Genomic DNA, 26,733 nt, shown 5'->3' on the forward strand with positions numbered 1-26,733 from the left:
CGGAGCGGTGGGGGTCATGGCCGCTCCTCGTCGGTGACGACGGGGGCGAGGACCGCGGGGAGTGCGGTGCCGGCGTCGCCGGTGCGCCAGTCGGCGGCCAGCCGGCCGCTGCCGAACGCGGCGTCGTCGCGGCCCAGCTCGGCGGTCAGGTGCTTGACGACGGCCTTGCCGGAGTCGGCGTTGGTCAGGGCGACGAAGCCGGTACCGCCGTGCAGTCGGCTGATCGCCATGTTCCAGTAGCCCGAGGGCTCGCCTCCGTGGCCGAACTCCAGGTCGTCGCCGCTGTCGTCGACGATCGTGCCGAGCCCGTAGAACGTGCCGGTCTCGCCTGCCAGCAGCTCCCGGGCCAGGGCCTGCGGGACCAGCGCGCCCGGGGCGCCGACCAGAGCGTCCCGTACGGCGACCGTGAACCGGGCCGCGTCCGCCGCCGTCGTCCACAGTCCCGCGGCGGCGAGGTGGGCGCGGGTGCGCCAACCGCCCTTGAGCGGTGTGCCGTGGGCGTCGTGGCCGAGGGCCACGGGCAGCCCGGCGGTGTGCGGGAAGGCCTGGTCGAAGCTGGTGTCGGCGAGGCCGAGCGGTTCCAGCACCAGGCGCCGCATCAGCGGCTCGAACGGCTCGCCCGTGACGTCCTCCAGCACCTGCTGGAGCACCCAGTAGTGCGTGCTGCTCTTACGGAAGACGGCACCCGGCGGCAGTTCGCGGCGCACGCGTGGGGTGGTCACCGGCGGCCTGCCCTCCAGCAGGTCGAGCAGGGTCGGCAGCGGCTCGCCGGGGCGGAACCCGACGCTGCGGTGCCGGGCGAGCCCGGCGCGGTGGCCGAGCAGCATCCGCGGGGTGACGGGCCCCGGTGCCTCCGCCGCCTCGTCGAGGTGCCAGGACGTCAGATATGTCTCGATGTCCGCGTCCAGGTCCACGACGCCCTCGTCCACCAGGCGCAGCACACCCAGCGCGGTGACGTGCTTGCTGATGGAGCCGACCTGGAACAGCGTCCGCCCCGTCACCGGCGCGCCCTCGCCGGCGGCCAGCACCCCGTGCCCCTCGACGGCCGCGACCTCGCCGTCCCGGATGACGGCGAGCGCGACACCGGGCACGTGGTGGTCGGCCATGACACCGTCGACGCCGTCGACGAGCCCGCCGGAGGAACCGGACGCGGGGGCCTGCGCTGCCGGGGTATGCGGTGCCGCGCCGAGCAGCGCGGCAGCGCGGGCCGCCGCCCCGCCCGCACTCTCCGGCTCGCCCCCAGCGGCCTGCGCCACGAGCTGCGCCAGCAGCTCGGCGGGCACGGCGACGGTGCCGCCACCGCCGACCGTGTCGCTCGCCCTGCCGGAGGCGTCCGCGGTCGTGCCGCTCGCCCTGCCGGAGGCGTCCGCGGTCGTGCCGCTCGCCCTGCCGGAGGCGTCCGCGGTCGTGTCGCCCTCTCTGCTGGAGGCGTCCGCGGTCGTGTCGCCCTCCCTGCTGGAGGCGCCCGTGCCGCAAGCCCCGCCGGAGGCGTTCGCGTCCGTGCCGCTCACCCCACCGGCGGCGACCGCCGCTTTGTCGCCCGCCCCGCCGGAGGCGTCTGCGGCTGTGTCCGTCGGCTGCCCGGAGACGCCCGCGCCCGTGCCGCTCCCTCCGCCGGAGGCACTCGTGCCGCTCCCCCCGCCGGAGGCTCCCGCGTCCTCGTCCACCGCTGCCGCCAGATCGATCAGGGTGTCGTGCTGGTACATGCGGTAGATCGAGACGGCCAGGCCGGCGGCGCGGGCCGCGGCCAGGACCTTGATCATGAGCAGGGAGTGGCCGCCGAGGTCGAAGAAACGGTCGTGGATGCCGAGGTCCTCCACCCCGAGGACCTCGGACCAGATGGCGGCCAGCGCCTTCTCCGTCGGCGTGCGCGGCGGCACGTGGTCCGTGCCGGTGCGCAGCGCACCCCGGTCGGGGACCGGCAGGGCGCGCCGGTCGACCTTGCCGTTGGCGTTCAGCGGCATGGTGTCAAGGGCCACGAAGGCGGCGGGCACCATGTAGTCGGGCAGGCGCACCGCGCAGTGCTCGGCCAGGGCCTCGGGCGCCGGGGCAGCCTCGCCCGCCGTCGCCGTCCAGTACGCCACCAGTCGGCGGTCAGCCGGCACCGGCTCGTGGACGGTGACGAATGCCTCGCGCACCGCGGGGTGTGCCGCCACCACGGCCTGGATCTCGCCGAGTTCGACGCGGTAGCCGCGGATCTTGACCTGGTCGTCGATGCGGCCGAGGAACTCGATGGTGCCGTCGGGGAGTTGGCGGACCAGGTCCCCGGTGCGGTACAGGCGGGCGCCCGGCTCAGCACCGTACGGATCGGGCAGGAAGCGTTCCGCCGTCAGGTCGGGGCGGCCGGCGTAGCCGCGTGCGACGCCCGTGCCGCCGACGTACAGCTCGCCCGGCACACCCACCGGGACCGGGTGCAGCGCCGCGTCCAGTACGTACGTCCGCATGTTCGGCAGCGGGCGGCCGATCGGGACCACATCGCGGCCGACGGGCTCCGTGACCGGGTGGATCGTGGAGCCGACGGACGCCTCGGTCGGGCCGTACTCGTTGATCAGCCGCCCGGGGCCGAGGATGTCCAGCGACCGGTCCGCCGTACTGCCGGGCAGCGCCTCGCCCGCCACCACCATGACCGCCGCCAGTTCCTCCGCCTGCTCGGTGGTGAGCTGCTCGGCCAGCAGGTCCAGGTGGCCCGGCGTCAGCTTGACGAAGCTGTACGGCGCCTCGGCCAGCAGAGCCCGGCCGAGCTGCCCGGGTTCGGTGTCCTGCGGTACCGCGCACACCCGTTGCCCGGTGACCAGTGGCGCCCACAGGTTGGGAACGATCAGGTCGAAGGCGACCGAGGAGAAGATCGGGGCGCCTCCGGTGCCGCGCGCGGCGAGCTCACGTGCCGCCCAGGCCACGTGGTTGACCAGACCGCGCTGCGGCACCTCGACGCCCTTGGGGACGCCGGTCGAGCCGGACGTGAAGATCACGTACGCCAGCCGGTCCAGGTCGTCCACGCGCACGGGCGTCGTCGCGGGCCACGCGCTGACGTCCTCGTCGGCGATCAGCACCGCGGCGGAGCCGAACCGGTCCGCGTACGCCTCGGAGGTGATCGCCACCTGTGCGCCCGAGGTCGCCACGATGGAGGCGACGCGCTCCGCCGGGTAGGACGGGTCGACCGGCACGTACGCTCCGCCCGCCTTCCACACCGCGAGCAGCGCCGCGATCAGGTCGGGGCCCCGGTCCAGCTGGACCGCGACGCGCGCCTCGGCGTCGACGCCGCGCGCCCGCAGCGCGTGTGCCAGCCGGTTGGCGTGCGCGTCCAGTTCGGCGTACGTCACCGTCCGCGCCCCGAGCGTCACCGCCGGCGCGTCCGGGACGCGGGCGGCCTGCGCCTCGAAGAGCTGGAGCACGGAGGACGTCTCGGCCTCGTACGCCGTGTCGTTCCAGGTCACCAGCTGCCGCCGCAGCTCCTCGGCCGGCAGCGGCACCACGCGGGCGTCGCCGGCCGGGTCGGTGGTCATCGCGGTGAGGACCGCCGCGTACAGCGAGGTGAGCCGGTCGGCGTTCTCACGGGACAGCGCGTGGGTGTGCGTGGTCATCAGCAGGTAGCCGGAGACAGCCGACACCGCCAGGTCGAACTCGGTCGCGCCCTCGCCGGAGCTGTCGGCCAGGTCGACACGCTCGGTGTCGACGTGGTCGAAGTCCTGGTAGCTGAAGCGGACGTTGAGGAGGCGCTCCAGGCCGGCGGCGTGCTGGATCGCCGGCATCGGGTGGCGCCGGTACTCCCACATGCCCGCCTCGTGCGCGAAGACCGCGCGGACCAGCTCCTCCCAGGTGCGGTCGCGGTCGGCGTCGAAGGCGAACGGCAGGGTGTTGAGGTACATGCCGTAGACCCGGTCGGCGCCCGGCGCCTCGGGGCGGGCGCTGAACACCAGGCCCGAGTGGAACCGGCTCTCCTCGGTGAGCAGGCTGAGCACCTTCACGTGCGCGGCCAGCAGCACGCTCTTGACCGAGACGCGGGCCCGCTGAGCCAGCGCGCGAAGCCCCGCCTCGTACGGCCTGAGCTCCACCGCGACCCGGTAGCGCTCCCGCTCGGCGGCGCGGTCGTCCGCCCAGGCGGCCGGGAGACCGAAGCGGGCGTATCCGTCGGTGACCTGCCGCCAGTACGCCTGGTCCGGCTCCGACTCCAGGGAGCGCAGCTCGGCGGCGACGAAGTCCGCGTACCGCACCGGCGGCGCGGGCACCTCCAACGACTCCTCGCCATCGCGGACCCGGCGGTATTCGTCGAGCAGCTCCATCAGCAGCGCCCGGTGGCTCCAGCCCTCGGTGATGGCGTGGCAGACCGTCAGACCGAGCCGCCAGCCGTCGTCCTCGACATGCGCGGTCATCCGCAGCAGCGGTGCCCGCTCCAGGTCGAACAGGTCGGCGCGCTCACGGGCGACGAACCGGCCGACGACACCGCGGCGTTCGGCCTCGTCCAGCCCCCTGAGGTCGTGCACGGCCACCGGGATCGCGGCCTCGGCGTGCACCACCTGGAGCGGCCGGCTGTAGCCGTCGAGGCGGAAGGAGGTGCGCAGCATCTCGTGACGGGCCGCGACCACGTCGGCGGCGGCGCGCAGCGCCCGCTCCGAGAACGGCTCCGGCTCGCTGATCCGGAACGAGGAGACGTTGTGGTAGGCGTGGTGGGCGTCGTCCGCCAGCATCTCCAGGACCATGCCGAGCTGCACCTGCGTCAGCGGATAGGCGTCCACGGCGTCACCGGGGAGCCTCGTCCGGTCCTCGGCCGCGATCAGCGCGAACCGCTCGACGGGCATGTCGACCTCGGTGCGCGCGGGGCGGCCGGTGAGGAACTCGCTCAGCTCGGCGACCGTACGGTGCTCGAAGACGTCCCGCACCCCGATGTCGAATCCGGCTGAGCGCAGTGCGCCGACGAGGGCGACGGCACGGATGGAGTGGCCGCCGATCTCGAAGAACCCGTCCTCGACACCGACCCGCTCCAGGCCCAGCACGTCCGCCCACACCTCGGCGATCCGCTCCTCGGTCGGAGTGCGCGGCGCGACGTAGCCGTCGGCCACCTCCTGGGCGGCGTCCGGGACGGGCAGGGCACGCCGGTCCACCTTGCCGTTGGCGTTCAGCGGCAGCTCGTCGAGCGCGATCAGGGCCGCGGGCAGCATGTACTCGGGCAGCCGCTCGGCGAGGTGGGCGCGGACGAAGTCGCAGTCGGCGCCGGCCGGCGCGTAGTACGCGGCGAGCTCACCCTCGTGGACGGTGACGAACGCCTCGCGGATCGCGGGGTGTTCGGTGAGGACGGTCTGGATCTCACCGAGTTCGACGCGGTAGCCGCGGATCTTGACCTGGTCGTCGATGCGGCCGAGGAACTCGATGGTGCCGTCGGGGAGTTGGCGGACGAGGTCGCCGGTGCGGTACAGGCGGGCGCCGGGGACACCGGCGTACGGGTCCGGCAGGAAGCGTTCCGCCGTCAGGTCGGGGCGTCCCGTGTAGCCTCGCGCCACGCCCGTGCCGCCGACGTACAGCTCGCCGACGACGCCCACCGGGACCGGGTGCAGCGCCGAATCCAGCACGTAGGTCCGCATGTTCGGCAGCGGGCGGCCGATCGGAAGGACGTCCGCCTCGGGGGCGCCCGGGACCGGGAAGACCGTGGAGCCGACGGACGCCTCGGTGGGGCCGTACTCGTTGATCAGCTCCGCGTCGGGGGCGAGCGCGCGCCAGCGCTCCAGCGTGGCCCGGGTGAAGGCCTCGCCGGCCACCACCAGCACCGGCGCCAGCGCGGCCGCCTGCTCGGCGGTGAGCTGCCGGGCCAGGACGTCCAGGTGGCCGGGGGTGAGCTTGATGAAGCTGTACGGCCCCGAGGCGACCAGCCGCTCGCCCAGGTCGGCCATGTCGACGTCCTGGCCGACCGTGTGCACGGCCTGCCCGGTGACCAGCGGCGCCCACAGGTTGGGGACGACCAGGTCGAAGGCGACCGAGGAGAACAGTGGGGCGCCTCCGGTGCCGCGGGACGCGAGCTCGCGGGCCGCCCAGGCCACGTGGTTGACCAGGCCCCGGTGGGTGACCTCGACGCCCTTGGGGACGCCGGTGGAGCCGGAGGTGAAGATGACGTACGCCAGCCGGTCGAGCTCGTCCACGCGCACCGGTGCGGAGGCCGGCAGCCCGGCGAGGTCCGGCAGCTCGGTCAGCGTCACCACGGCCGCGCAGGCCCCGCGCATGGCGGCGACCCGGGCCGCCGGGTAGGAGGGGTCGGCCGGCACATAGGCGCCGCCCGCCTTCCACACCGCGAGCAGCGCGGTCAGCAGGTCGGGGCCGCGGTCCAGCTGGACCAGCACCCGGGACTCGGCGGTGACCCCGAGGCCGCGCAGGTGGTGGGCGAGCCGGTTGGCGCGGGCGTCCAGGTCGGCGTAGGAGACGGTGGTGCCCGCGTGCTCGACGGCGACCGCGTCCGGGGTGCGGGCGGCCTGCGCCTCGAAGAGCTGGAGCACGGAGGCTGTCTCGGCCTCGTACGCGGTGTCGTTCCACTCCGCCAGCTGCCGCTCGCGCTCGCCCTCGGGCAGGAAGGTGGCGCGTGCGTCGCCCTCGGGGTCCGCGGCCATCGCCTCCAGGACCTGGCGCAGCATCCCGGCGAGCCGGTCGGTGCCGGTACGGCTCAGGGCGCGCGGGGAGGCGGTGAGGACCAGGTGGCCGACGCGGGCGGAGACGCCGAGCGGGAACTCGGTGGGGCTGTCGTCGATGCTCGCCAGGTAGTCGACCTGCTCGCGGTCCACCTGGTCGAAGTCGTGGTAACTGAACCGCATGTCGATCAGCCGCTCGCCGTCGGCGAGTTCGCGCTGGATGACGGGCATCGGATAGGTGCGGTGCGGCCACAGCTCGACCTCGCGGGCGAACACCGACGCCACCAGCTCCCGCCAGGTGCCCGACGGGCGGTCGTAGGCGAACGGCAGCGTGTTCAGGTGCATGCCGTAGACACGGTCGGCGCCGAGCACCTCGGGCCGCGCGTTGCACACCAGGCCGGCGAAGAAGCGCTCCTCCTCGGTGAGCATGCTCAGCGTCTTGAGGTGGGCCGCGTGCAGCACGCTCTTCAGCGAGGCACCGGCCTTCGACGCCAGCGCCCGCAGCCGGTCCTCCAGGTCGTGGAAGGGCACGGGCACCCGGTAGGGGGCGCCGGGGTCGTCCGGGTCGCCGCGCCAGGGCGCGGGCACCGTCAGGCGCGCGTAGCCGTCGACGACCGACTGCCAGTAGGTACGGGACTCCTCGGAGGCGAGGGTGTCCAGCTCGGCGGCGACGAAGTCGGCGAACCGGACCGCGGGGCGCGCCGCCTCGGCCGGCTCCTCGCCGTCGCGGAGGCGACCGTACTCCCGCAGCACCTCCATGAGCAGGGTGTGGTGGCTCCAGCCGTCCAGGATGGCGTGGCACTCGGTGTTGGTGATCCACCAGCTGCCGTCGCCGGCCGTGTGCGCGTACAGGCGCAGCAGCGGCGGGGCCGCCAGGTCGAACAGCCGTGAGCGCTCCAGTTCGGTGAACTCCCGCAAGGACGCGAGCAGTTCGTCCTCCGACAGGTGCGACAGGTCGCGCGCGCCCACCGGCATCTCGGCCTCGGCGTGCACCAGCTGCGTCGGCACCGAGTAGCCGGTCAGGTCGAAGGAGGTGCGCAGCGCCTCGTGCCGGTCGACGACCGCGGTGGCCGCGGCGCGCAACGCCTCCAGCGAGAAGGGGCGTTCGTCGCGGATCCGGAACGAGGTGACGTTGTGGTAGGGATGCCTGCCGTCGTCGGTCAGCATCTCGACGACCATGCCGAGCTGCACCTGCGACAGCGGGTAGGCGTCGACCAGGCCGTCGGGCAGCCGCGCCGCGTCCTCGGCCGGGATCAGCGCGAACGGCTCCACGGCGCGGTCCGCGTCGGCCGGCGCCGGGCGGCCGGTGACCAGCTCGGCGACGCGGGCGACCGTACGGTGCTCGAAGACGTCCCGTACGGCGAGGTCGTAGCCGATGGCCCGCAGCCGTCCCACCAGGGTGACGGCGCGGATGGAGTGTCCGCCCAGCTCGAAGAAGCCGTCCTCGACGCCGACCCGCTCCAGACCCAGGACGTCCGCCCACACCTCGGCGATGCGCTCCTCGGCGACCGTGCGCGGGGCGACGTACCCGGCTGCGCCCAGGGCGTCCTGGCCGGGCGCGGGCAGGGCCCGCTTGTCGAGCTTGCCGTTGGTGGTCAGCGGCAGCGCGTCCAGGGTGACGAAGGCCGCCGGGACCATGTACTCGGGCAGCCGGCCCGTCAGGTGGGGACGCAGCGCGCCCGGCTCCGGGGCGGCCTGGCCGGCCGGCGTCACGTACGCCACCAGCCGCTTGTCGCCCGGGGTGTCCTCGCGGACCAGTACCACCGCGTCCCGCACCAGCGGATGGGCGGCCAGCGCGGTCTCGATCTCGCCCAGCTCGATGCGGAAGCCACGGATCTTGACCTGGTCGTCGATGCGGCCCAGGAACTCCAGGCTGCCGTCGGCCGACCGGCGCGCCAGGTCGCCACTCTTGTACAGCCGGGAGCCGGGCGGCCCGTACGGGTTCGGCACGAACCGCTCGGCGGTCAGTTGCGGCCGGTTGAGGTAGCCGCGGGCGACACCCGGACCGGCGACGTACATCTCACCGGGCACGCCGACCGGGACCGGGCGGGCGTGGGCGTCCAGCAGATAGACCCTGAGGTCCGCCAGCGGGTGGCCGACCGGGTTGCCGGCCTGCGGGTCCAGATCCCGCTCGGTGATGCGGTGGTAGGTGGTGTGGACGGTGGTCTCGGTGATCCCGTACATGTTGACCAGGGCCACCCGGTCCAGGCCGAACCGCTCGGCGAACGGCCGCAGTTCGCAGACCTCCAGCTTCTCGCCCGCGAAGACGACCGCGCGCAGCGCCAGGTCCGCGTCGGTGTCCACCAGCGAACGGAACGCGGTCGGCGTCTGGTTGAGAACCGTGACCCGCTCGCGCACCAGCAGGTCGAGGAACTCCTCGGGGGAGCGGGTGACGGAGTGCGGTACGACGACGAGGCGGCCGCCGAACAGCAGGGCGCCCCACATCTCCCACACGGACACGTCGAAGGCGTAGGAGTGGAACAGCGGCCACACGTCCGTCTCGGCGAACGCGTAGTGCTCGTGGCCGCGCTCCAGGAGGCGGACCACGTTGGTGTGGGTCAGGGCGACGCCCTTGGGTCGGCCGGTCGAACCCGAGGTGTAGATGGTGTAGATCAGGTTGTCCGGGCTGCCGTCGACACCCGGGTCCGTGTCGGGCTGCGCGGCGAGCAGCTCCGCGTCCGCGTCGAGCCGCAGCAGCTCCACGTCGAACAGGTGGGCGTGCGCCGCGACGGTGACGACCACCGGGGCCTGCGCGTCGCGCACGATGTACGCGATGCGGTCGGCCGGATTGGCCGGGTCCAACGGCAGATACGCGGCACCGGACTTGAGGATGCCGAGCAGCGCCGGGATCAGCTCGAAGCCGCGCTCCAGGCTGAGGCCGACCAGCGTCTCGGGGCCGATGCCCTTGGCGATCAGCGCGTGCGCGACGCGGTTGGCGCGCGCGTTGAGCTCGGCGTACGTCAGGTCGGTGCCCTCGAAGGAGACGGCGACGCGGTCGGGGGTGCGCCGGGCCTGCTCCTCGAACAGCTCGTGCACCCGGCGGGTCACCGGGCGCGGTTCCTCCGGCGGGCCGAGCAGCACGGCCCGCTCCTCGTCGCCGAGGATCTCCAGCGCGGACAGCGGCGCGGTGGGGTCGGCGGCGATCTCCGCGAGCAGCCGCAGCAGATGGCCGCCGAACCGCTCGGCCGTCGCCCGGTCGAACAGTGCCGTCGCGTACTCCAGGTGCCCGCCGAGCGATCCGTTCGCGCCCTCGCGGACCTGCAGGTCCAGGTCGAACCTGGCGACCCGGCCCGATCCCTCGAACGGCGACACCTCGACGCCGGACAGGTCGAAAGCGGCGCCCCGGTCGCCGTGCATGGTGAACGCGACCTGGAAGAGCGGGGTGCGCGAGAGATCGCGCTCCGGGCCGATCGCCTCGACGACCTGGGCGAAGGCCACGTCCTGGTGGTCGTAGGCGTCCAGCACCGTGGCGCGGGTGCGGGACAGCAGCTCGGCGAAGGCGGGGTCGCCGGACAGATCGCCGCGCATCACCAGGCTGTTGATGCCGTAGCCGATCAGCTGTTGCAGCTCGGGGCGGCCGCGGCCGGAGACCACGGTGCCGACCGCGATGTCGGTACGGCCCGTGTAGCGGGCCAGCAGCGTCTGGTAGGCGGCGAGGAACAGCATGAACAGCGTGCTGTCGTGGGCGGCGGCCAGCTCGCGCAGCCGGGCCGCGAGCGGCTCGGGCACCTCGAACGGCACCGCGTCGCCCGCGCCGTCCCGCACCGCCGGACGCGGCCGGTCGGCGGGCACGTCGAGCGGGGCCAGATCCGCCAACCGGCCGGTCCAGTAGGTGAGGTGACGCTCCCGCACCCCGCCGGTCAGCTGCTCGCGCTGCCAGACCGCGTAGTCGGCGTACTGCACGGCGAGCGCGGCCGGCACCGCGCCCGCGTACAGCTCGCCGATCTCCTGTCCGAAGACCTGGGTGGACCAGGCGTCGCAGGCGATGTGGTGGAAGACCACCGCGAGCACGTGCTCCTCGGCGGAGAGCGAGATCAACCGGCCGCGCACCGGCCAGTCCCGGCCCAGGTCGAAGGCGCGGGACAGGTCCGTCTCGATCAGGGCGCGCGCCGCGTCGTCGTCGGCGGCCGTGGAGCGCACCAGCGGCAGCGGGCGCGGGGCGTCGACGACCTGGACCGGCTCGTCGCCCCGGAGGACGTAGCGGGTGCGCAGGATCTCGTGCCGGTCCAGCACGCCCTGCCAGGCCCGCTCCAGCGCGTCGGCGTCCAGCGGTCCGCGCAACCGCAGCACCAGCGGCACCAGGTACTCGGGGCTGTCGGGCTCCAGCCGGCTGAGGAACCACATCTGCTGCTGCCCGTACGACAGCGGCAGCGGGCCGCTCCGGTCGGCGCGCGGGATACCCGTACGGCGCGGGGCGGCGCCCCGGCCGCCGGCGAGGCGGCGGCGCAGCAACTCGGCGCGGAGCGCGTCGGCATCGGTGCCCGAGACGACGGGCGTGTCGGTATTCCCGAGGTTTCCGGTGCTCATGCCTGGTGCTCCTTGGTCGGCGAGGTGGTGTCGGCGGCGGGAAGGGAACCGACGGTGTTCAGCAGTTCGGCGTCGGACAGCGCGGCCACCTCGGCGGCCACGCGCTCCTCGACGGCGGCCGCGAGCTGGGCGACCGTCGGGCTCTCGAAGACCGTGCGGACGGCGAAGTCGATCCCGTACTCCTGCTGGATCCGGGAGATCAGCCGGATCGCGAGGATCGAATTGCCGCCGATGTGGAAGAAGTTGTCGTGCGCCCCGGCCTGGACGCCGAGCAGTTCGGCCCAGATCTCCGCGATCGCCTCCTCCACGGGGCCGCTCGGCGGGACGTGCGCGTCGTCGTCGGCCGGCCCCGGCGCGGGCAGCGCTCTGCGGTCGACCTTGCCGTTGGCGTTGACCGGGACGGCCTCCAGCGGGGTGAAGGTCGCCGGGATCATGTACTCCGGCAGCCGCGGCGCGCAGTGCGCGGCGAGGTCGGGCAGCTCGGCGCCGGGCTCGGCGGGCACCGCGTAGCAGGCCAGCAGGGGCTCGCCGCCCTCCGGCCGGTGGACGACGACCACGGCCTCGCGCACCGCGGGGTGAGCCGCCACCACGGCCCGGATCTCGTCGAGTTCGACGCGGTAGCCGCGGATCTTGACCTGGTCGTCGAGGCGGCCCAGGAAGGACACGGCACCGTCGGGCAGCCGGCGGACCAGGTCCCCGGTGCGGTACAGGCGGGCGCCCGGCACGGCCGAGAACGGGTCGGGCACGAACCGCTCGGCGGTCAGCTCGGGCCGGCCCGCGTAGCCGCGGGCGACGCCCGTGCCGCCGACGTACAGCTCCCCGGCCACGCCGACCGGGACCGGCCGCATCGCCGCGTCCAGTACGTACATCGTCATGTTGGGCAGCGGCCGCCCGATCGGCAGCACGTCGGGGACCGGCCCGGACCCGTCGTGCGGCACCGGGTGCACGGAGGTCCCGACGGACGCCTCGGTCGGCCCGTACTCGTTGATCAGCGCCATGTCCGGGGCCAGCTCCCGCCAGCGCGCGAGCGTGTCACGGGTGAACGGCTCGCCCGCCACCACCATCACCGGGGTGAGCGCGCCCGCCTGGGCGGGGGAGAGCTGGTGGGCCAGGATGTCCAGATGACCCGGTGTCAGCTTCAGGAAGCTGAACGGGGCGGCCTCCGCCAGACGCTTGCCCAGCTCGGACATGTCCGTGTCCTGCGGCAGCAGGAACAGCCGCTGGCCGGTGACGAGAGGCGCCCACAGGTTCGGCACCACCAGGTCGAAGGCGACCGAGGAGAACAGCGCCGCGCCGCCGTGGTCCCGCCCGGCCAGCTCGCGCGCGGCCCACGCCACGTGGTTGGTCAGGCCCCGGTGGGTGACCTCGACGCCCTTGGGCGTGCCGGTCGATCCCGAGGTGAAGACGGTGTACGCCAGCCGGTCCGGATCCCTGGTGCGGGCGGGCGCGATGGCGGGGCGTACGGCGATCTCGGCCGCGTCCGCGTCCACGCGCAGCACCCGCACTCCGGGCACGGTGAACCGCTGCTCGTACGCCGAGGAGGTCACCGCGACCCGCACACCGGCCGCCTCGCACATCGCGGCGATACGCTCCGCCGGGTACGACGGGTCCACCGGCACATAGGCGCCACCCGCCTTCCACACCGCGAGCAGCGCGGTCACCAGCTCCGGGCTCCGGTCGAGCAGCACCGCGACCCGCCTCTCCCCGCCCACGCACAGGGTGCGCAGGTGGTGGGCGAGCCGGTTGGCGGCGGTGTCCAGGTCCCCGTACGAGACGGTCCGGCCGCCGAAGGCCAGGGCGGTGCGCTCGGGGGCGGTACGGGCCTGCTCCTCGAAGCGCTCGACGACGGTGCGCTCGTCGTGCTCGTACGCCGTGTCGTTCCACTCGGCGACCAGCAGGCGGCGCTCCTCGTCGCCGAGCAGCTCCAGCTCGCCGAGCGGCGTCCCGGGGTGCCGCGCGACCTGGTCCAGCAGAGTGAGGAAGTGGCCGGCCATCCGCTCGGCGGTGGCCTGCTCGAACAGGGAGGTCGCGTACTCCAGCACGCCGTCCAGGGCGCCCTCGGGGGTCTGCCGCATGAACAGCGACAGATCGGTCTTGGCCACCCGCCATGCCTCGGTGAACGCCGCCAGGTCCGCGTCCTGCGTGACGACGGACGTCACGCCCTCGCTGTGCAGGTCGAAGGCCGCCTGGTAGAGCGGTGTGCGGGACAGGTCGCGCTCGGGCTGGAGCTCGTCGACGAGCCGCTCGAAGGGCAGCTCCTGGTGGACGAAGGCGGTGCGGGCGGTGTCCCTGACCCGTCGCAGGGCCTCGGTGAAGCTCAGCCCGGCGGACAGCCCGCAGCGCACCACCAGGGAGTTGAGGAAGAAGCCGACCATGTTCTCGGTCTCGGGCCGGGTGCGGCCCGCCACCGGGGTGCCGACGGGCACGTCCCACTGGCCGCTGTAGCGGGCCAGGAGCGTGGCGTACGCCGTCAGCAGCGTCATGAACGGGGTCGCGCCGTGGGTGCGGCCCAACTCGGCCAGACCCGCGGCTGTTTCGGCGGGGACCCGGAAGGGGACCACCGCGCCGCGCGGGTCGCGGACGGCGGGCCGGGGCCGGTCGGCCGGCAGCTCCAGCGGGGCGATGCCGTCGAGGGCGGTGCGCCAGTGGGCCAGCTCGCGCTCGACGACCTCCTCGGTGAGCCGGGCGTGCTGCCAGGCGCCGTAGTCCGCGTACTGCACGGCCTGGGCGGGCAGTTCGAGGTCGCGGCCGCCCCGGTACGCGGCGCACAGCTCGCGCAGCTCGCGCTCCAGGACCACCGTCGACCAGCCGTCGCAGGTGATGTGGTGCAGCGTCAGCAGCAGCAGGTGGTCCTCGCCGGGCAGCCGCACCAGCAGCGCCCGCCACAACGGCCCCTCGGCCAGGTCGAAGCCGCGCGCGAACTGCTCACCGAACAGTCCGGGCACCTCCGCGCGCCCGGCCTCCTCGACGCGCAGCTCGATCCGGGCGGCGCCCGGCGCGTCGATCACCTGGCGGGGCTCACCGCCTTCGGCGACGTACCGGGTGCGCAGCGGCTCGTGCCGGGCCGCCAGCGCGTCCAGGGCGCGGCCCACGCTCTCCGGCCCCAGCTCGGCGGGCAGCCGCAGGAACAGCGGGGCGACCCACTCGGGGCTGCCGGGGTGCATCCGGTCCAGGAACCACAGGCGGCGCTGGCCGGAGGAGAGGGGGAGGTCACCGGTGCGGGGGACGGGGACGATGTCGGGCTCGTCGTCGGTCGGGTCGGCGGTCAGGCCGGGGTGTGCCGCAGTCGTGGTGGTGCCCACCGGGCCGGTCTGCGCGCCGGCGGCGGTGGTGCCGGCCCGCGTTCCGGCCGGGGGCGTGGCGATCAGCTTGGCCTGGGCCTCGACCGTCGTCGCCGCGAACAGGCCGCGCAGCGAGACCTTCTCGCCGGACGCGGCGCGCAGCCGCGCGGCCAGCCGGGTCAGCTGCAGCGAGGTGCCGCCCAGGGCGAAGAAGTCGTCGAACGCGCCGACGCGCTCCTTGCCGAGCAGGTCGGTCCAGACGCCGGCCACCAGCTCCTCCGCGGCGTCGCGCGGGGCGGTGTACTCCGGCTGGCGGGCGGCGGCGATCTCCTCAGGGGAGGGCAGTGCCGCGCGGTCCAGCTTGCCGTTGGGCAGCTGCGGGAAGGCGTCGAGGGTGTGGAAGAAGGACGGCACGTGGCTGTCGGGCAGCCGCTCGGCCAGGAACACGCGCAGCGCGGCGGTGTCCACGGCGGCGCTCGCCGTCAGGTGCGCGGCCAGCCGCCTGCCGCCGTCCTCGGCCGGATACGCGGTGACGACCGCGCCGGTGACGGACGGGTGGGCCACGAGGACGGCCTCGATCTCGCCCGGCTCGATGCGGACGCCGTTGACCTTCACCTGGTGGTCGAGACGGCCCAGGTACTCCAGGGTGTGGTCGGCACGCCAGCGCACCTGGTCGCCGGTGCGGTAGAGGCGGGCGCCGGGCTCGGTGGCGTACGGGTCGGGCACGAACCGCTCGGCGGTCAGGTCGGGGCGGCCGGCGTAGCCGCGGGCGACCTGCGGGCCGCCGACGTACAGCTCGCCGGGGACGCCGACCGGGACCGGGGCGCCGTTCGCGTCGAGGACGAGCACCTTCGTGCCGGGCAGCGGGCGGCCGATGGGCACCGCGCCGGTGGTGACGGACGGGTCGACCTGCTGAGCGGTGACGTCGATGGAGCACTCGGTCGGGCCGTAGGTGTTCCACACCTGGACGCCGTCGCCGGCCTTCTCCCGCAGCCGGGCGGCCAGTTCGGCGTGCAGGGGCTCACCGGCCGAGAACAGCAGCCGCAGCGCGCCGCAGCGCGCCCAGCCCTCCTCCGCCACCAGCAGGCGCAGCACGGACGGCACCACCTGCAGCACGGTCACGCCGAGGTCGCCGACCGCGCGCAGCAGCGCAGCCGGGTCGCGCTCGGCACCCGCCGGGGCGAGCACCACGGTGCCACCGCCGACCAGCGGGGCGAAGATCTCCCAGCCGGCCGCGTCGAAGGCGACGGTCGTCTTCTGCAGCACCCGGTCGCCGGGGCCGATCCCGTGCCGCTCCACGGTCCAGCCGACCCGCCGGGCGATACCCGCGTGGGTGATGACCACGGCCTTGGGGCGGCCCGTGGAGCCGGAGGTGAAGAGGGCGTACGCGACGTTGTCGGGACCCGCGGCGACGCCGTCCCCGGTGCTGTCCCCGCTGGTGTCGGTGGTTTCGGGCATCTCGTCGGGGTCGACACGGCGGGCGCCGGCCTCGCGCACCGCGGCGTCCAGCTCCGGGGCGGCCAGCACCAGGCCGGCCCCGGAGTCGCGGATCAGACCCGACAGGCGCGCCGGGGGCTGGGCGGGGTCGAGCGGGACGTAACCGGCCCCGGCCCGCCACACGCCCAGCAGCGCGACCACCAGGTCGAGTCCGCGGGGCAGGCTCACCCCGACGAGCGTCTCGGGCCCCGCGCCCAGGTCCCGAAGGCAGCGGGCCATACGTGCGGACGCACGGTCCAGCTCCTCGTACGTCACCGCCCGGTCGCCGTCGACGACGGCGACGGCGTGGGGCGTACGGAACGCCTGCTCGGCGAAGCGTTCCGGAAGCAGTTCGGCGTTCACGGCAACTCCTGTCACAGACCTGGGTGTCGGGGCGGCGGCGGACTCAGGCCGCGGAGCTCTCGTGCATACGGCGGCGCAGGCTCAGCGGGCGCATGTCGGTCCACACCTCGGCGATCCGGGCGAGGCACTCCTCGCGGGTGCCCTCGGTGCCCTCGGCGTGCCAGCCGGCGGGCAGCTCCCGCCCGGCGGGCCACAGCGAGTACTGCTCCTCGTCGTTGAACACCACGCGCTGGCGGGGGCCTTCGGTCTGCTCGGCGGTCGCGGCGGTCTCGGCGGTCATGGGAACTCCTTGAGACATACGAGTGGATGGGTGGTGTGGGACAGAAGTGGGCGGGCGGGATGTACGGGCGCCGCGCTCAGGCCGGCAGGAAGCCCTCGACGCGGACGCCAAGACCACGCCGTTCGGCCTCCTCGCGCACGAACTCGGCCAGCGCGATGTCCAGCACGCCGAGGCCGAACGGGGAGTAGACGACGGGCCGATGCGGAACGCGGCGCAGCGTCGCGGTGCCGCGCAGCAGCGCGCCGATCTCGGCGGTGACGAAGTCCCGGTTCCCGGCGGCCTGCTGGGCCAGGTCGAGGGAGGTGCGCTCGCGGCAGACGTGGTCGGTGTCGTCGACCACGTTGACCGCGCCGAGGATCGCCTCGGCCGTCAGGTCGCGCAGCGAGACGTGCAGCACGGTGGTGTCCGGGCCGCAGGCGGCCAGGTCCATGTGCGGGGCGGCGGCGGTGGTGGCCAGGGAGACCAGCCGGTGCTCGCCGAGGGCGGCGGCCAGGTCGGTGACCGGGTGCGCCTTCACGTCGGGGGCGGCCTCGGCGCAGCGGGCGGTGAACGCCTCGGCGCGGGCCGGGTCGGTGTCGTACAGGGCGGCCTCGCGCAGCCCGGGGAGGGCGGCGGACAGGAAGCGCAGGATCTCCAGGTTGATCACGCCGCAGCCGATGAGCAGCACGGAGGCCGGGGGCCGTTCGGCGGTGAGCTCCACGGCGGCGAGCGCGGCGCTCGCCGCGGTGCGCCGGGCGGAGATCACGGCGCCCTCGACGAACGCGACCGGGCGGCCGTGGTCGAGGGAGTTGAGCACGATGGCGGCGCCGGCGCGCTCGGTGCCGGCGGCGACGTTGCCCGGGAAGGAGGCGATCCACTTCATCCCGGCCGCCGGACGCTCCCCGCCGCGGTAGGCGGGCAGGCCGATGATCCGGTCGCGGCCGTGGTGCTCCTCGGGGAAGCGCAGGAACGTCGAGTGCGGCAGGGACGTCTGCCCGGCGTCGTGCAGCCGGTAGGTGTCGGCGACGAGGTCGATGATCTCCGTCTCCCGGCCGGACAGTACGTCCGTCACATCGGTGCGCCGGAGGATCAGCATGGGGTTCCCTCTCTGCGGGACGGGGAGGTGCGGGACGGGGAGGTGCGGGAAGGGGAGGACAGAGCCTGAGGTGATGCAGTGATGGTGGGCTCGGGCGCTATATGCGCCCTATACGTCCCTTGGGAGGAGGAGGGGCGAGACGCAAGGGGCCCCGCCGCGCCGTCGGTGGCGTGGCGGGGCCCGGTGCCGACGGGGTCAGCGCTGCCGTACGGCCTCCAGCTCGTACAGGTCCGTGCCCGCCAGGAGGGGATCCTGGTGGACCTCGGTCGTGAAGCCGTGGCGACGCAGCAGATCCTGGACGGCGGCGAGCCGGCCGGACTCGTCGTGGACCTCGGCGACCACCGCGTGGACCAGCGGCCAGTGCTCGTCCTCGATGCCGCGCAGGACGTCCAGTTCGGCGCGTTCGACGTCGACCTTGAGGAGGTCGACGCGCGGGACGGCGTGGCGGCGCAACAGGTCGGAGACGGTGACGGCGGGGACGGTGAACTCGACGCCCTCGTGCAGGCCTTCGACGAGTTCGACGGCGTCGTCGGGGTCAACGCCGCTGTTGCGCAGGAAAGTCAGGGTGATCTCGTCGTCGGCCGCCCGGTCGGCGTGCAGGCCGGAGTTGCCGGGGGCCTCGGGGTAGTACGTGAAACGCAGCCGGCCGGGGCGGTCCGCGACGGCCGCGCACTCCGCCGCCCAGCCCGGCGCCGCGTGCTCGGCGAGGTTGCGGACCAGGCAGGCGTGCAGCGCGGGCGCCGGCTCGGCCGCGACGACCCGGATCCGGGGCCGGGTACGGGCGCAGAGCACCGACAGCAGCCCGATGTTGGCGCCGATGTCGACGACCGTGTCCCCGTCCCGCAGCCCCCGCGCCGCACGGTCGTACGCCCCCGGCGGCAGCATCTCCCGCCACATGGCCACCGCCGCGGGGCCGTTGGAGCACCATACGGCGGGTCCGTCGGGCAGCTGCTGGCGGAGGGGTTCGCCGAGGTCGGGGCCGGCGCCCCCCGGGGCGTTCATGCCGCACCCGATCCAAGCGCGAGCAGGAAGGCCAGGTCGTCGTGGGCGACGAGGGCGACGTCGGTCACCCGGGTGCCGGGCGCGTCGAGGGACACGTCGAGCAGGCGTCGCCAGATGTCCCCGAACCGCTCGACGGTGGCCGCCTCGAACAGGTCGGTGTTGTAGCGGAGCACCGCCCGGAAGCCGTCGGCGCCCTGGAGCACCTCGACGGTCAGGTCGAGCTGTCCCTCCTGCTGCGGCACGTCGCACAGTTCGGCCCGCAGTCCGCCGAGCCGCACCGGCCCCTCGTACAGTCCGGGCACCGGCAGCCGGTCCGCGGCCACCAGCGTGCAGGAGATCCGGAACAGCGGCCCGCGCGACGGCCCTCCGTCCAGCAGCTCGACGGGGTAGCGGGCGTGCGCCATCCCGGTGCGCAGTTGCCGCTGCGCGGACTCGACGACCTCCAGCAGCGTCGTCGCGGGCGTGAACCGTCCGGCGACCGGCAGTGCGTTGACGTAGTAGCCGACCGCCTCCCGGGTGCCGGGAGTGAACCGTGTGGTGGCCGGACAGCCGATGAGGAAGCCGTCCCCGGCGCCGGAGCGGTGCAGGGCGGACTGGAAGGTGCCGAGCAGCCACGCGAACGGCGTCAGGCCCCGCTCGGCGGCGCTCTCCCGCAGCCGTCGTGCCGCCGCCGGGTCGAGCTCCAGCTCGTGGGTGGCGCCGTTGAGGGTGCGCTGCGCCGGCCGCGTCCGGTCGGTGGGCAGCTCCGCCGCCCGGAGGCCGGCGCAGATGCCCTGCCAGTACGCGGCGGCCCGTTCCCCACGCGGCGAGGCGACGAAGTCCCGCTCGGCCCGCACCTGTTCGTCCCAGGGCGTGACCGCGCCGGCGACGGGCGCGTCCCGCCCGGTGCGGGCGCCGTACTCGGCGAACAGGTCCCGCACCAGCAGCCACTGCGAGGTGGCGTCGCTGACCAGGTGGTGGGTGGCGGTGACCAGCACCGCGTCGGCGGGCGACCGGCGCAGCAGCACCGCGCGGAACGCCCCCGACTCCGCGATCCGGAACGGCTCCTCGCCGGCCCGCTGCGCGAGCCGGAACAGCGTCTCCTCGTCGGCGTCCGGTACCTCCCGCACGTCCAGCCGCACCGTCTCGGGTGCCGCGAGCAGCCGTACGGGCCCGTCGTCGGTGGCGGGGAAGCGGGAGCGCAGCAGTTCGTGCCGGGCGGCGAGCGCGGTCAGCGCCCGCCGCAGGACGCCGGTGTCGACGCGGTCGCGCAGCCGTACCGCGAGGACGACGTTGTACGCGGAACTGTCCGGGTCGATCCGGTGGGCGAGCCAGAGTGCCTCCTGGCCGGTGGACATGAGCATCGACGATCAGTCCTTCCACAGGTGTGAGACGTCGCCGAAGTTCTCGTGAACCCAGGAGTCCGAGTAGATGGTGTCGAGATAGCGGTCACCGCCGTCGGGGAAGACGAGGACGCAGTTCGAGCCCTCGGGAATGCGGTGCCTGATCTTCCACAGCGCGGCCACGGTGGCCCCGGACGAGCCGCCCGCGAGCACCGCCTCCCGGTCGATGAGCCGGCGGCAGGCGGCGACGCACTCCAGGTCGGAGATGTGCACCACCTCGTCGGCGGCCGAGGGATCCATCAGCGGCGGCACCACGGACGCGCCGTGCCCGGGGATCAGCCGCTGGGTGGACTCCAGGCCGAAGATGGCGCTGCCCAGCGCGTCGACGGCGACGATCGTGGTGTCCAGGCCGCGCGCCCGGATGTGGTCGCGGCAGCCGCGCAGGGTGCCGAAGGTGCTGACCGAGCAGAAGAGGTAGTCCACCTTGCCGTCCAGGGCCTCCTCGATCTCCCGCATGGTCGTCTCGTGGGCTTTGGGGTTGAGCCTGCTGGCGTACTGGTTGGGCCAGTACGCGTCCGGCAGCCGGTCCACCAGCTCGCGCACCCTGCGCAGCCGGACCGGCAGGAACTCGCCGGTCAGCTCGTCGCGTTCGGTCACCACCTCCACCTCGGCGCCGAAGGCCTTGAGGATGGCGAGGTTCTGCTCGGTGGTCTTGCCGTCCACCACGCAGATGAAGCGCAGTCCGAAGTACCTGCAGATCTGGGCGAGTCCGACGGCGAGGTTGCCGGAGCTGGACTCGACGATCACCGAACGGCCGGGCTCCACCTGGCCGCCGCGGATCGCCCCCAGCAGCATGCCGAGCGCGGAACGGTCCTTGATGCTGCCGCCCGGATTGAACCTCTCGATCTTCCCGAAGACCCGGGAGTCGAAGTCCGGCAGCAGTCTTTCGAAGGCGACGAGCGGGGTGTTTCCCACGGTCGACAGAATGCCGGGGAACGTTTTCTCGGGCATGGCCGGCCGCCCCCTACCGGGCCAGCTCGGCGGCGAGATGAGCGGTGATCGCGTCGATGGTCGGGTGGTCCCACGCCATGGTGGGTTCCACGACCAGGCCGAAGCGGTCCTCGACGTCGCCGCACAGTGTCAGCGCGTACACGGAGTCCAGGCCCATCTCGGCGAGTTCGGTGCCCTCGTCGATCTCGGCCGTGGTGCGCTCGAGGTAGTAGGCGACCCGGTCGACGAGCCAGCGGCGGATCGCCTGCGGCGAGGTGACGTCGTCCGGGGCGGCGGCCCCGTTGGCGGCGGAGGCGGTGACGGTGGCTTCGGTCATGGGGTAACTCCCTTGGCGGGTACGGCCCGCGGGGCGAGCCGGGTGCGGAACAGGTCGAAGGTGCGGGCGGCGTCGTGGCGTGCGGACAGCTCGCCGAAGAGCGCCTCGACGGCCTCCTGGGACTGCGGCCCGCGGCGCGGGCCCAGCCGCGCGGCGAGCCGGCGCAGCGCCGCCGTGACCCACAGCGGGTCGGCGAGGAAACCGTCGCAGGGTTCGGCCGCCCGCCAGACGCCCAGGCAGGCGGCGGCCGCGAGCAGCAGTACGTACCGCTCGGCCAGCAGGAAGGAACGGCGCCCGGCGACCGGGGTCCGCTCCAGCGGCGGCAGGGCGGCGCTGCGGCGCGCCAGGTCGGCCAGTGCGTCACTGAACTCGGCGGCCAGGCCGGCGAGTTCGGCGAGGCCGGGGCGGTCGGCGGCCTCTCGGGCCAGATCCCGGGCGAACGCCGGGAGCCGGGCGGCCAGGCCGTCGGTCCCGCGCGTGGTCAGCTCCAGCCGGCCGAAGTCCAGCGGGGGGAGCGGGTCGTGGAGGCGGAACAGCGCCTCGTCGTCGGGGACGGGGGCGGCGGTGCCGTCCAGCGCGGGCAGCCAGGCGCGCTCGGCGAGCCGCGGCAGCTGCGGGACGATGTTCGCCAGGCACACCGCGCCACTCGCGTGCGCCAGCGCCACCACGGGCAGGTCGCGCGCCGCCTTCTGGAAGGCCGCGTACGGTCCTTCGCGTACATAGCTGCGGGCGCCCAGCACCACGCCGAGCCGGTAGGAGTTCTCCTGGAGCAGCTTGGGCACGAGGTACTTCACCGCCGCCGAGCGCACGCTCGCCTCAGCGGGCCGCAGATGCAGGGTGCGGGCGGCGACCACGGACAGCGCGTCGCAGATCAGCAGGTCCACGAAGGCGTCGGTGAGGACGGAGCGGGGCAGCGGCAGCGCGCTCACCGGCGCCCCGTACAGCCGGCGCTCCCCGGCGAAGGCGAGGACCGTGCGCAGCTGGCTGTCGCCGACGCCGACGACCATGCCGGGCAGCACGCAGCGGGTCACCTGGAAGACCTTGAGGACCGTCTCCATGGCGCCGCCCTCCTCGCCGAGCAGCGCGTCGGCCGGGACGGGGCAGGAGTCGAAGCGGGCACCGCCCAGCAGACAGCCGCGGACGCCCGAGGTCGGGTAACGGGCGGAGCGGTCGACGTGCCCCGCCGGAAGGGCGTCGAGGTCGACCAGCAGATGGGAGTGGCCGCGGCTGCCGGGGCGCTCGGCGGTGCGGGCGAAGACCACGGCGGCCTCGGCCCGGCCGATGTTGTTGACCAGCTGCTTGCCGCCGTCCAGCAGATAGCCGCCGCCGGCCGCGGGGCGCGCGGCGAGCGAGATCCGGGTGAAGTCGCCGCCGTGGTCGAGCTCGGTGTAGGCGGCGACGATCCGGCCGCCGCCGCGGAGCAGTTCGGCCGCCCGGCGCTGCTGCTCGGCGCTCCCGTCCGCCCAGATGGGCAGACCCGCGATGAAGCTGGTGACGCCGTGGCCGATGCCCAGGGCGCAGTCCCGGCGGAAGATCGCGCGCATCAGCAGCGCGAACCGGTCGGCGCGCTCGAAGCGGCCGCCGAGCGCGGCCGGCACGAACTCGGCCCCGAGCCCGTACGCGGCCAGCGCGCGTTCCCCTTCCGGCAGCAGCTCGCCGCGCTCGTCGGCGGCGAGGACGGCCGTCAGGCCGAGCGGGTTGGCGGGCCCGTACGGGTCGCCGAGCAGAGCCTCCAGGCGGTCGAGGCGCTCCAGGGCGGACTCGCGCCGGGTGCCGTCCGCGGGGACCTCCATGGCGCCCGTGGCACTCGTGGCATCCGTGGTCAACAGGTCGGTCATGCCGCGTCCTTGGTTGAGGCGGTGGGGGTCGGGTGGTCGGTGGATGTGCCGGTGGCGGCCTCGCCCAGCGGACAGTGCAGCAGCGAGAAGAGATCCCCCCGCTCGTGCTGGGCGTGCAGGGCGGGCAGCAGGGCGTCCAGGGCCGGTCCGTCGACGTCGTCCAGGTCGGGCATGCCGGTCAGGCGGCACAGCAGCCGGGCGAGGACGGCGTCGAGCCAGGCCGCGTCCTGCCACAGCGGGCCGTCGGCCACGGCACCGTCCCGGTTCTCCAGCCAGAGATGGAGGCTCGCGGCGCCGGCGTACACCAGGGCGTACCGGCCGGCGGAGGCGAACGCGGTCTCCGGGACCGCGCGGGCGCTGTGCCGGTGGGCGGTGAGTTCCTCGTGCACCTCGTCCGCCAGAGCGAGCAGTCGTACGGCGCGTTCGGCGACGGACGGTGGGGCCAGCTCCTCGGCGCGGCGCACAACCTCCGGCAGCGACTGCACCACGCTGGAACCCGAGCGGGCGTACAGCGTGAGCCGGCCGTGGTCCAGCTCCGGCGGCGGACCGTCGAGCCGGGCGGCGGCCGCGACCCCGGCCCGGTCGGTGAGGCCCTTGCGGTAGCCGCGGGCGAGCACCGGGAACTGGTTGATCAGGGAGTTGAGGTTGACGGCCGTACTGCCGTCGAAGATGCCCACGATCCGGTGGTCGCGCTCCAGCTTCTGGAAGGCGCCGTCGCCGAAGTCCTCCACCAGCATGGCGCGGGCGCCGAGCAGTCCGCGCAGCGCACCGATGGCCTCGTCGCCGAGGGTGGGCACGAGATACTTCACCACCGCCGAGACCGCGCTCTGCTCCTCGGTCAGGGTGTGCGCGGAGCGGGTCGCGACGAGGCTCGCGGCCTCCATGGCCAGCAGGTCGGCGTAGGCCTCGGCGAGGGTCCGGGCGGCGTGCGGCAGTTCGGCCAGAGGGCGGCCGTAGAGGCGGTGGGCCCGGGCGAAGCCGGTGGCGATGCGCAGTGCGTGGTCGGTCATGCCGAGCGACATCGCGGAGCACAGCGTACGGGTGATCTGGAAGCCCTTGAGGACGATCTCCAGGCCCTCGCCCTCTTTGCCGACGAGCGCGTCGGCGGGGAGTTCGGCGCCGTCGAAGGCCATGCCGCTGATGTCCGCGCCGCGCACGCCGTGCGTGGGGACGCGGGGCAGGGGGCGCCAGGCGCCGGGCGCCAGCCGCGCCTTGTCGACGAGGAACAGACTGAAACCGCGGCTGCCACCGTCGGGCCTGGTACGGGCCAGGACGCACACGAGGTCGGCCCGGGTGGCGTTGTTGATCAGCCACTTCTCACCGTCGAGCCGCCACCCGCGCGCGGTGCGCTCGGCGCGCAGCTCTCCGGCGAGCAGGTCGCTGCCGTGGGACCGCTCGGTGAGCGCCAGGGAGACGACGGCGCCCTCGCACACACGTCGCGCGAGCGCCTCGGCCTGTTCGGGCCGGCCGGCGACCCAGACGGAGACGGCGCCCAGATAGGTCTTGGCGTGCCCGAGTGCGGCGGTGAAGTCACGCCGGGCCAGGACCCGGATCAGCTGCGACAGCTCCTCCGCACTGCGCAACTCCCCGCCGTCGTACCGCGCCGGCACGAACCACCGGGCCACCCCCAGCGCGTCCAGCTCCCGCCAGACCGCCACCGGAAACTCCTCCGCCCGGTCCGCCTCGCCACTGCCCCGGTAGGAGAAGACCCGCCCCTCGCCCCGAGGATCCCCGAGCCGCCGCTCCAACTCCCGGCTGAAGGCGTACGGCTCCCACGGGCCGCCCCCGTCCGCCTCGGGCACCCTCAACTCGCGCGAGGCCGCGGCGGGCCGCTCGCCGGGGTGCTCGCCTGTCGGCGGCCCGTCCGCGCGGAACGCCGTGCGCAGTTGCGGTGACAGCTCCTCGTGCAGTACGGCGAGTTCGCCTCGCTCGAACAGCGTGCGCATCAGGGTTCGCTGGATCTTGCCGCTCGTCGTGCGCTGGACGCGGCCGGGCTTGACGAGGACCACGCCCCCGACGCGGACGCCGAGGCGCTGGGCCAGGCGGGCCCGGGCGGTGCGGGCGAGGGCTGCCAGGGCGGTGGCGGCGACCCCGCGACTGCGGATCTCCTGGACGGCGACGATCTCCTCCGTGGCGGAGCCGCCGGGCCGGGAGGCGAAGACCGCGGCGGGCAGGTCGCCGAAGGCCGGGTCGACGTCGCGCAGTTCGCGTTCGATGTCGTGCGGGTACAGGTTGCGGCCGTGCACGATGATCATTTCCTTCAGGCGGCCGGTCACATACAGGTGGCCGTCGCGCAGCGCCCCCAGATCGCCGGTGCGCAGGAACGGTCCCTCGCCGTCGGCGGTCACCGCGTGGAAGGTCCGCTCGGTCTCCTCGGGCCGGCTCCAGTACCCGAGTGCCACGCTGTCGCCGCGGATCCAGATCTCCCCGACCCGTCCGTCCGGCAGCACCACGCCCGTGGAGGCATCCACGACCCGCACGTCCAGCCCGCGCACCACCCCGCTGCTCACCAACGTCTGCACCGCGCCACTGGACCCGACCGCCGTCTCCGCCGTCTCCGTCACCAGGTCGCCGGCCAGCGCCCGCGCGTCCGCGCGCAGTACCGTCGGCGGTTCGTCGACGGGCGTGCCGGAGACGTAGAGCGTGGACTCGGCGAGTCCGTAGCCGGGCAGCAGGGCGCGTGCCGAGAAGCCCGCGCCCGCGAACCGCTCCGCGAAGCGGGCGAGGGTCGCGGCGTCGACGGGTTCGGCGCCGTTGCACGCGTAGCGCCAGTGGGACAGGTCGAGCCCGGCGGTCTGCTCCTCGGTCAGGCGGCGCGCACACAGGTCGTACGCGAAGTTCGGCGCGCAGCTGATGTCGGCCTTGTGCCGGTCGATGAGCCGAAGCCAGGAGACCGGCCGTTTGAGGAACTCGGTCGACGACATCAGCACCGCGGTTCCGCCCAGGTACAACGGGGCGAGCATCATCGCGATCAGGCCCATGTCGTGGTGGGCGGGCAGCCAGCTGCACCACGTCATGCCGCCGTGCCAGCCGTGGCTGTCGCGCATCAGCCGCAGGTTGTGCACCAGCGCCCCGTGCGGGACCATCACGCCCTTCGGGTCGCTGGTCGACCCTGAGGTGTACTGCAGAAAGCACAACGCACCGGCGTCCACGGCGTGTTCGGCCCAGGCCGCCGCATCCCCCGCGCGCTCGGCGGACTCCACCGCGGCGGCGGCCGTCCCGGCGAGCGCGGCCCGCTCGCCATCCAGCCAGCGCTCCACCGCGGGCAGGCTCGCCTCGTCGGTGAGCACCAGCCGCGCCCCGGTGTCCGCGGCGATCGCCGTCGTACGGGCCTCCTGGCGCCCGAACCCGCCGGGCAGCGGCACCGGGACGGGCACGGCGCCCGAGTAGAGGCAACCGAGGAAGGCGCGGACGAACCCGGTGCCGGGTCCGCAGGACACCAGTACCCGGTCGCCGGGCGCCACCCGTCCGCGCAGCCACTGGGCCGCGGCCCGTGCGCCCCGGTGAAGTTCCGCGTAGGTCAGGCTCTCCTCGGCCGTCCCGGTGCTGAAACGGACAGCGCTGTGCGCGGGCATCCGCGCGGCCCTACGGCGCAGCGCGCTGACGAAGCTCTCGAAGTCGGTCACCCCAACTA

The 26,733-nt window shown here is 74.3% G+C and carries 10 protein-coding genes; all 10 read right to left on the bottom strand.

From position 1 onward, the window contains the following. Positions 1-14: 14 nt before the first annotated feature. The 10 genes from ABT063_RS06400 to ABT063_RS06445 all read right to left on the bottom strand — a co-directional run bounded on the left by ABT063_RS06400 (position 15) and on the right by ABT063_RS06445 (position 26,725). Positions 15-11,135: a non-ribosomal peptide synthetase gene (locus tag ABT063_RS06400; protein WP_351056033.1), complete on the bottom strand. Its 11,121-nt coding sequence runs from the start codon at positions 11,133-11,135 to the stop codon at positions 15-17. After that, entirely contained in the window at positions 11,132-16,255 is a 5,124-nt protein-coding gene (locus ABT063_RS06405; RefSeq protein ID WP_351056034.1) for a non-ribosomal peptide synthetase, read from the bottom strand. Before ABT063_RS06405 ends, ABT063_RS06400 begins: the two co-directional genes overlap by 4 nt. 43 nt (positions 16,256-16,298) lie before the next feature. Then, positions 16,299-16,535, bottom strand: coding sequence for an MbtH family protein (locus ABT063_RS06410; RefSeq protein WP_351056035.1), 237 nt, complete (start codon positions 16,533-16,535; stop codon positions 16,299-16,301). A 76-nt stretch (positions 16,536-16,611) separates the two neighbouring features. Continuing rightward, positions 16,612-17,610, bottom strand: coding sequence for a 2,3-diaminopropionate biosynthesis protein SbnB (sbnB, locus tag ABT063_RS06415; RefSeq protein WP_351056036.1), 999 nt, complete (start codon positions 17,608-17,610; stop codon positions 16,612-16,614). Between the two features lie 195 nt (positions 17,611-17,805). Continuing rightward, the gene (locus tag ABT063_RS06420; protein WP_351056037.1) at positions 17,806-18,612 is read right to left on the bottom strand and encodes an FkbM family methyltransferase; all 807 of its coding nucleotides are present in this window, start codon (positions 18,610-18,612) and stop codon (positions 17,806-17,808) included. After that, complete coding sequence (locus ABT063_RS06425; protein ID WP_351056038.1) at positions 18,609-19,955, bottom strand: condensation domain-containing protein; 1,347 nt, start codon at positions 19,953-19,955, stop codon at positions 18,609-18,611. The genes ABT063_RS06420 and ABT063_RS06425 overlap by 4 nt, the downstream gene beginning before the upstream one ends. Positions 19,956-19,961: 6 nt before the next feature. Continuing rightward, positions 19,962-20,945 (bottom strand): 2,3-diaminopropionate biosynthesis protein SbnA, encoded by a 984-nt coding sequence (gene sbnA / locus ABT063_RS06430; protein ID WP_351056039.1) that lies wholly within the window; start codon positions 20,943-20,945, stop codon positions 19,962-19,964. A gap of 13 nt (positions 20,946-20,958) precedes the next feature. Further along, on the bottom strand, positions 20,959-21,261 hold the full coding sequence (locus ABT063_RS06435; protein WP_351056040.1) for an acyl carrier protein: 303 nt from the start codon (positions 21,259-21,261) through the stop codon (positions 20,959-20,961). Further along, positions 21,258-23,099 carry an acyl-CoA dehydrogenase family protein gene (locus tag ABT063_RS06440; RefSeq protein WP_351056041.1) on the bottom strand — a complete coding sequence of 614 codons (1,842 nt, stop codon included), beginning with the start codon at positions 23,097-23,099 and terminating at the stop codon, positions 21,258-21,260. Before ABT063_RS06440 ends, ABT063_RS06435 begins: the two co-directional genes overlap by 4 nt. Then, positions 23,096-26,725 carry an AMP-binding protein gene (locus tag ABT063_RS06445; protein ID WP_351056042.1) on the bottom strand — a complete coding sequence of 1,210 codons (3,630 nt, stop codon included), beginning with the start codon at positions 26,723-26,725 and terminating at the stop codon, positions 23,096-23,098. The genes ABT063_RS06440 and ABT063_RS06445 overlap by 4 nt, the downstream gene beginning before the upstream one ends. Positions 26,726-26,733: the final 8 nt, after the last annotated feature.

The organism is Streptomyces sp. NPDC002838, assembly GCF_040295365.1.
GTDB lineage: Bacteria > Actinomycetota > Actinomycetes > Streptomycetales > Streptomycetaceae > Streptomyces.

Excerpts from the sequence above, each read along its gene's own strand:
- ABT063_RS06400 (WP_351056033.1), bottom strand. The coding sequence starts at position 11,135 with ATGAGCACCGGAAACCTCGGGAATACCGACACGCCCGTCGTCTCGGGC.
- ABT063_RS06410 (WP_351056035.1), bottom strand. The coding sequence starts at position 16,535 with ATGACCGCCGAGACCGCCGCGACCGCCGAGCAGACCGAAGGCCCCCGC.
- sbnB (WP_351056036.1), bottom strand. The coding sequence starts at position 17,610 with ATGCTGATCCTCCGGCGCACCGATGTGACGGACGTACTGTCCGGCCGG.
- ABT063_RS06420 (WP_351056037.1), bottom strand. The coding sequence starts at position 18,612 with ATGAACGCCCCGGGGGGCGCCGGCCCCGACCTCGGCGAACCCCTCCGC.
- ABT063_RS06425 (WP_351056038.1), bottom strand. The coding sequence starts at position 19,955 with ATGCTCATGTCCACCGGCCAGGAGGCACTCTGGCTCGCCCACCGGATC.
- sbnA (WP_351056039.1), bottom strand. The coding sequence starts at position 20,945 with ATGCCCGAGAAAACGTTCCCCGGCATTCTGTCGACCGTGGGAAACACC.
- ABT063_RS06435 (WP_351056040.1), bottom strand. The coding sequence starts at position 21,261 with ATGACCGAAGCCACCGTCACCGCCTCCGCCGCCAACGGGGCCGCCGCC.
- ABT063_RS06440 (WP_351056041.1), bottom strand. The coding sequence starts at position 23,099 with ATGACCGACCTGTTGACCACGGATGCCACGAGTGCCACGGGCGCCATG.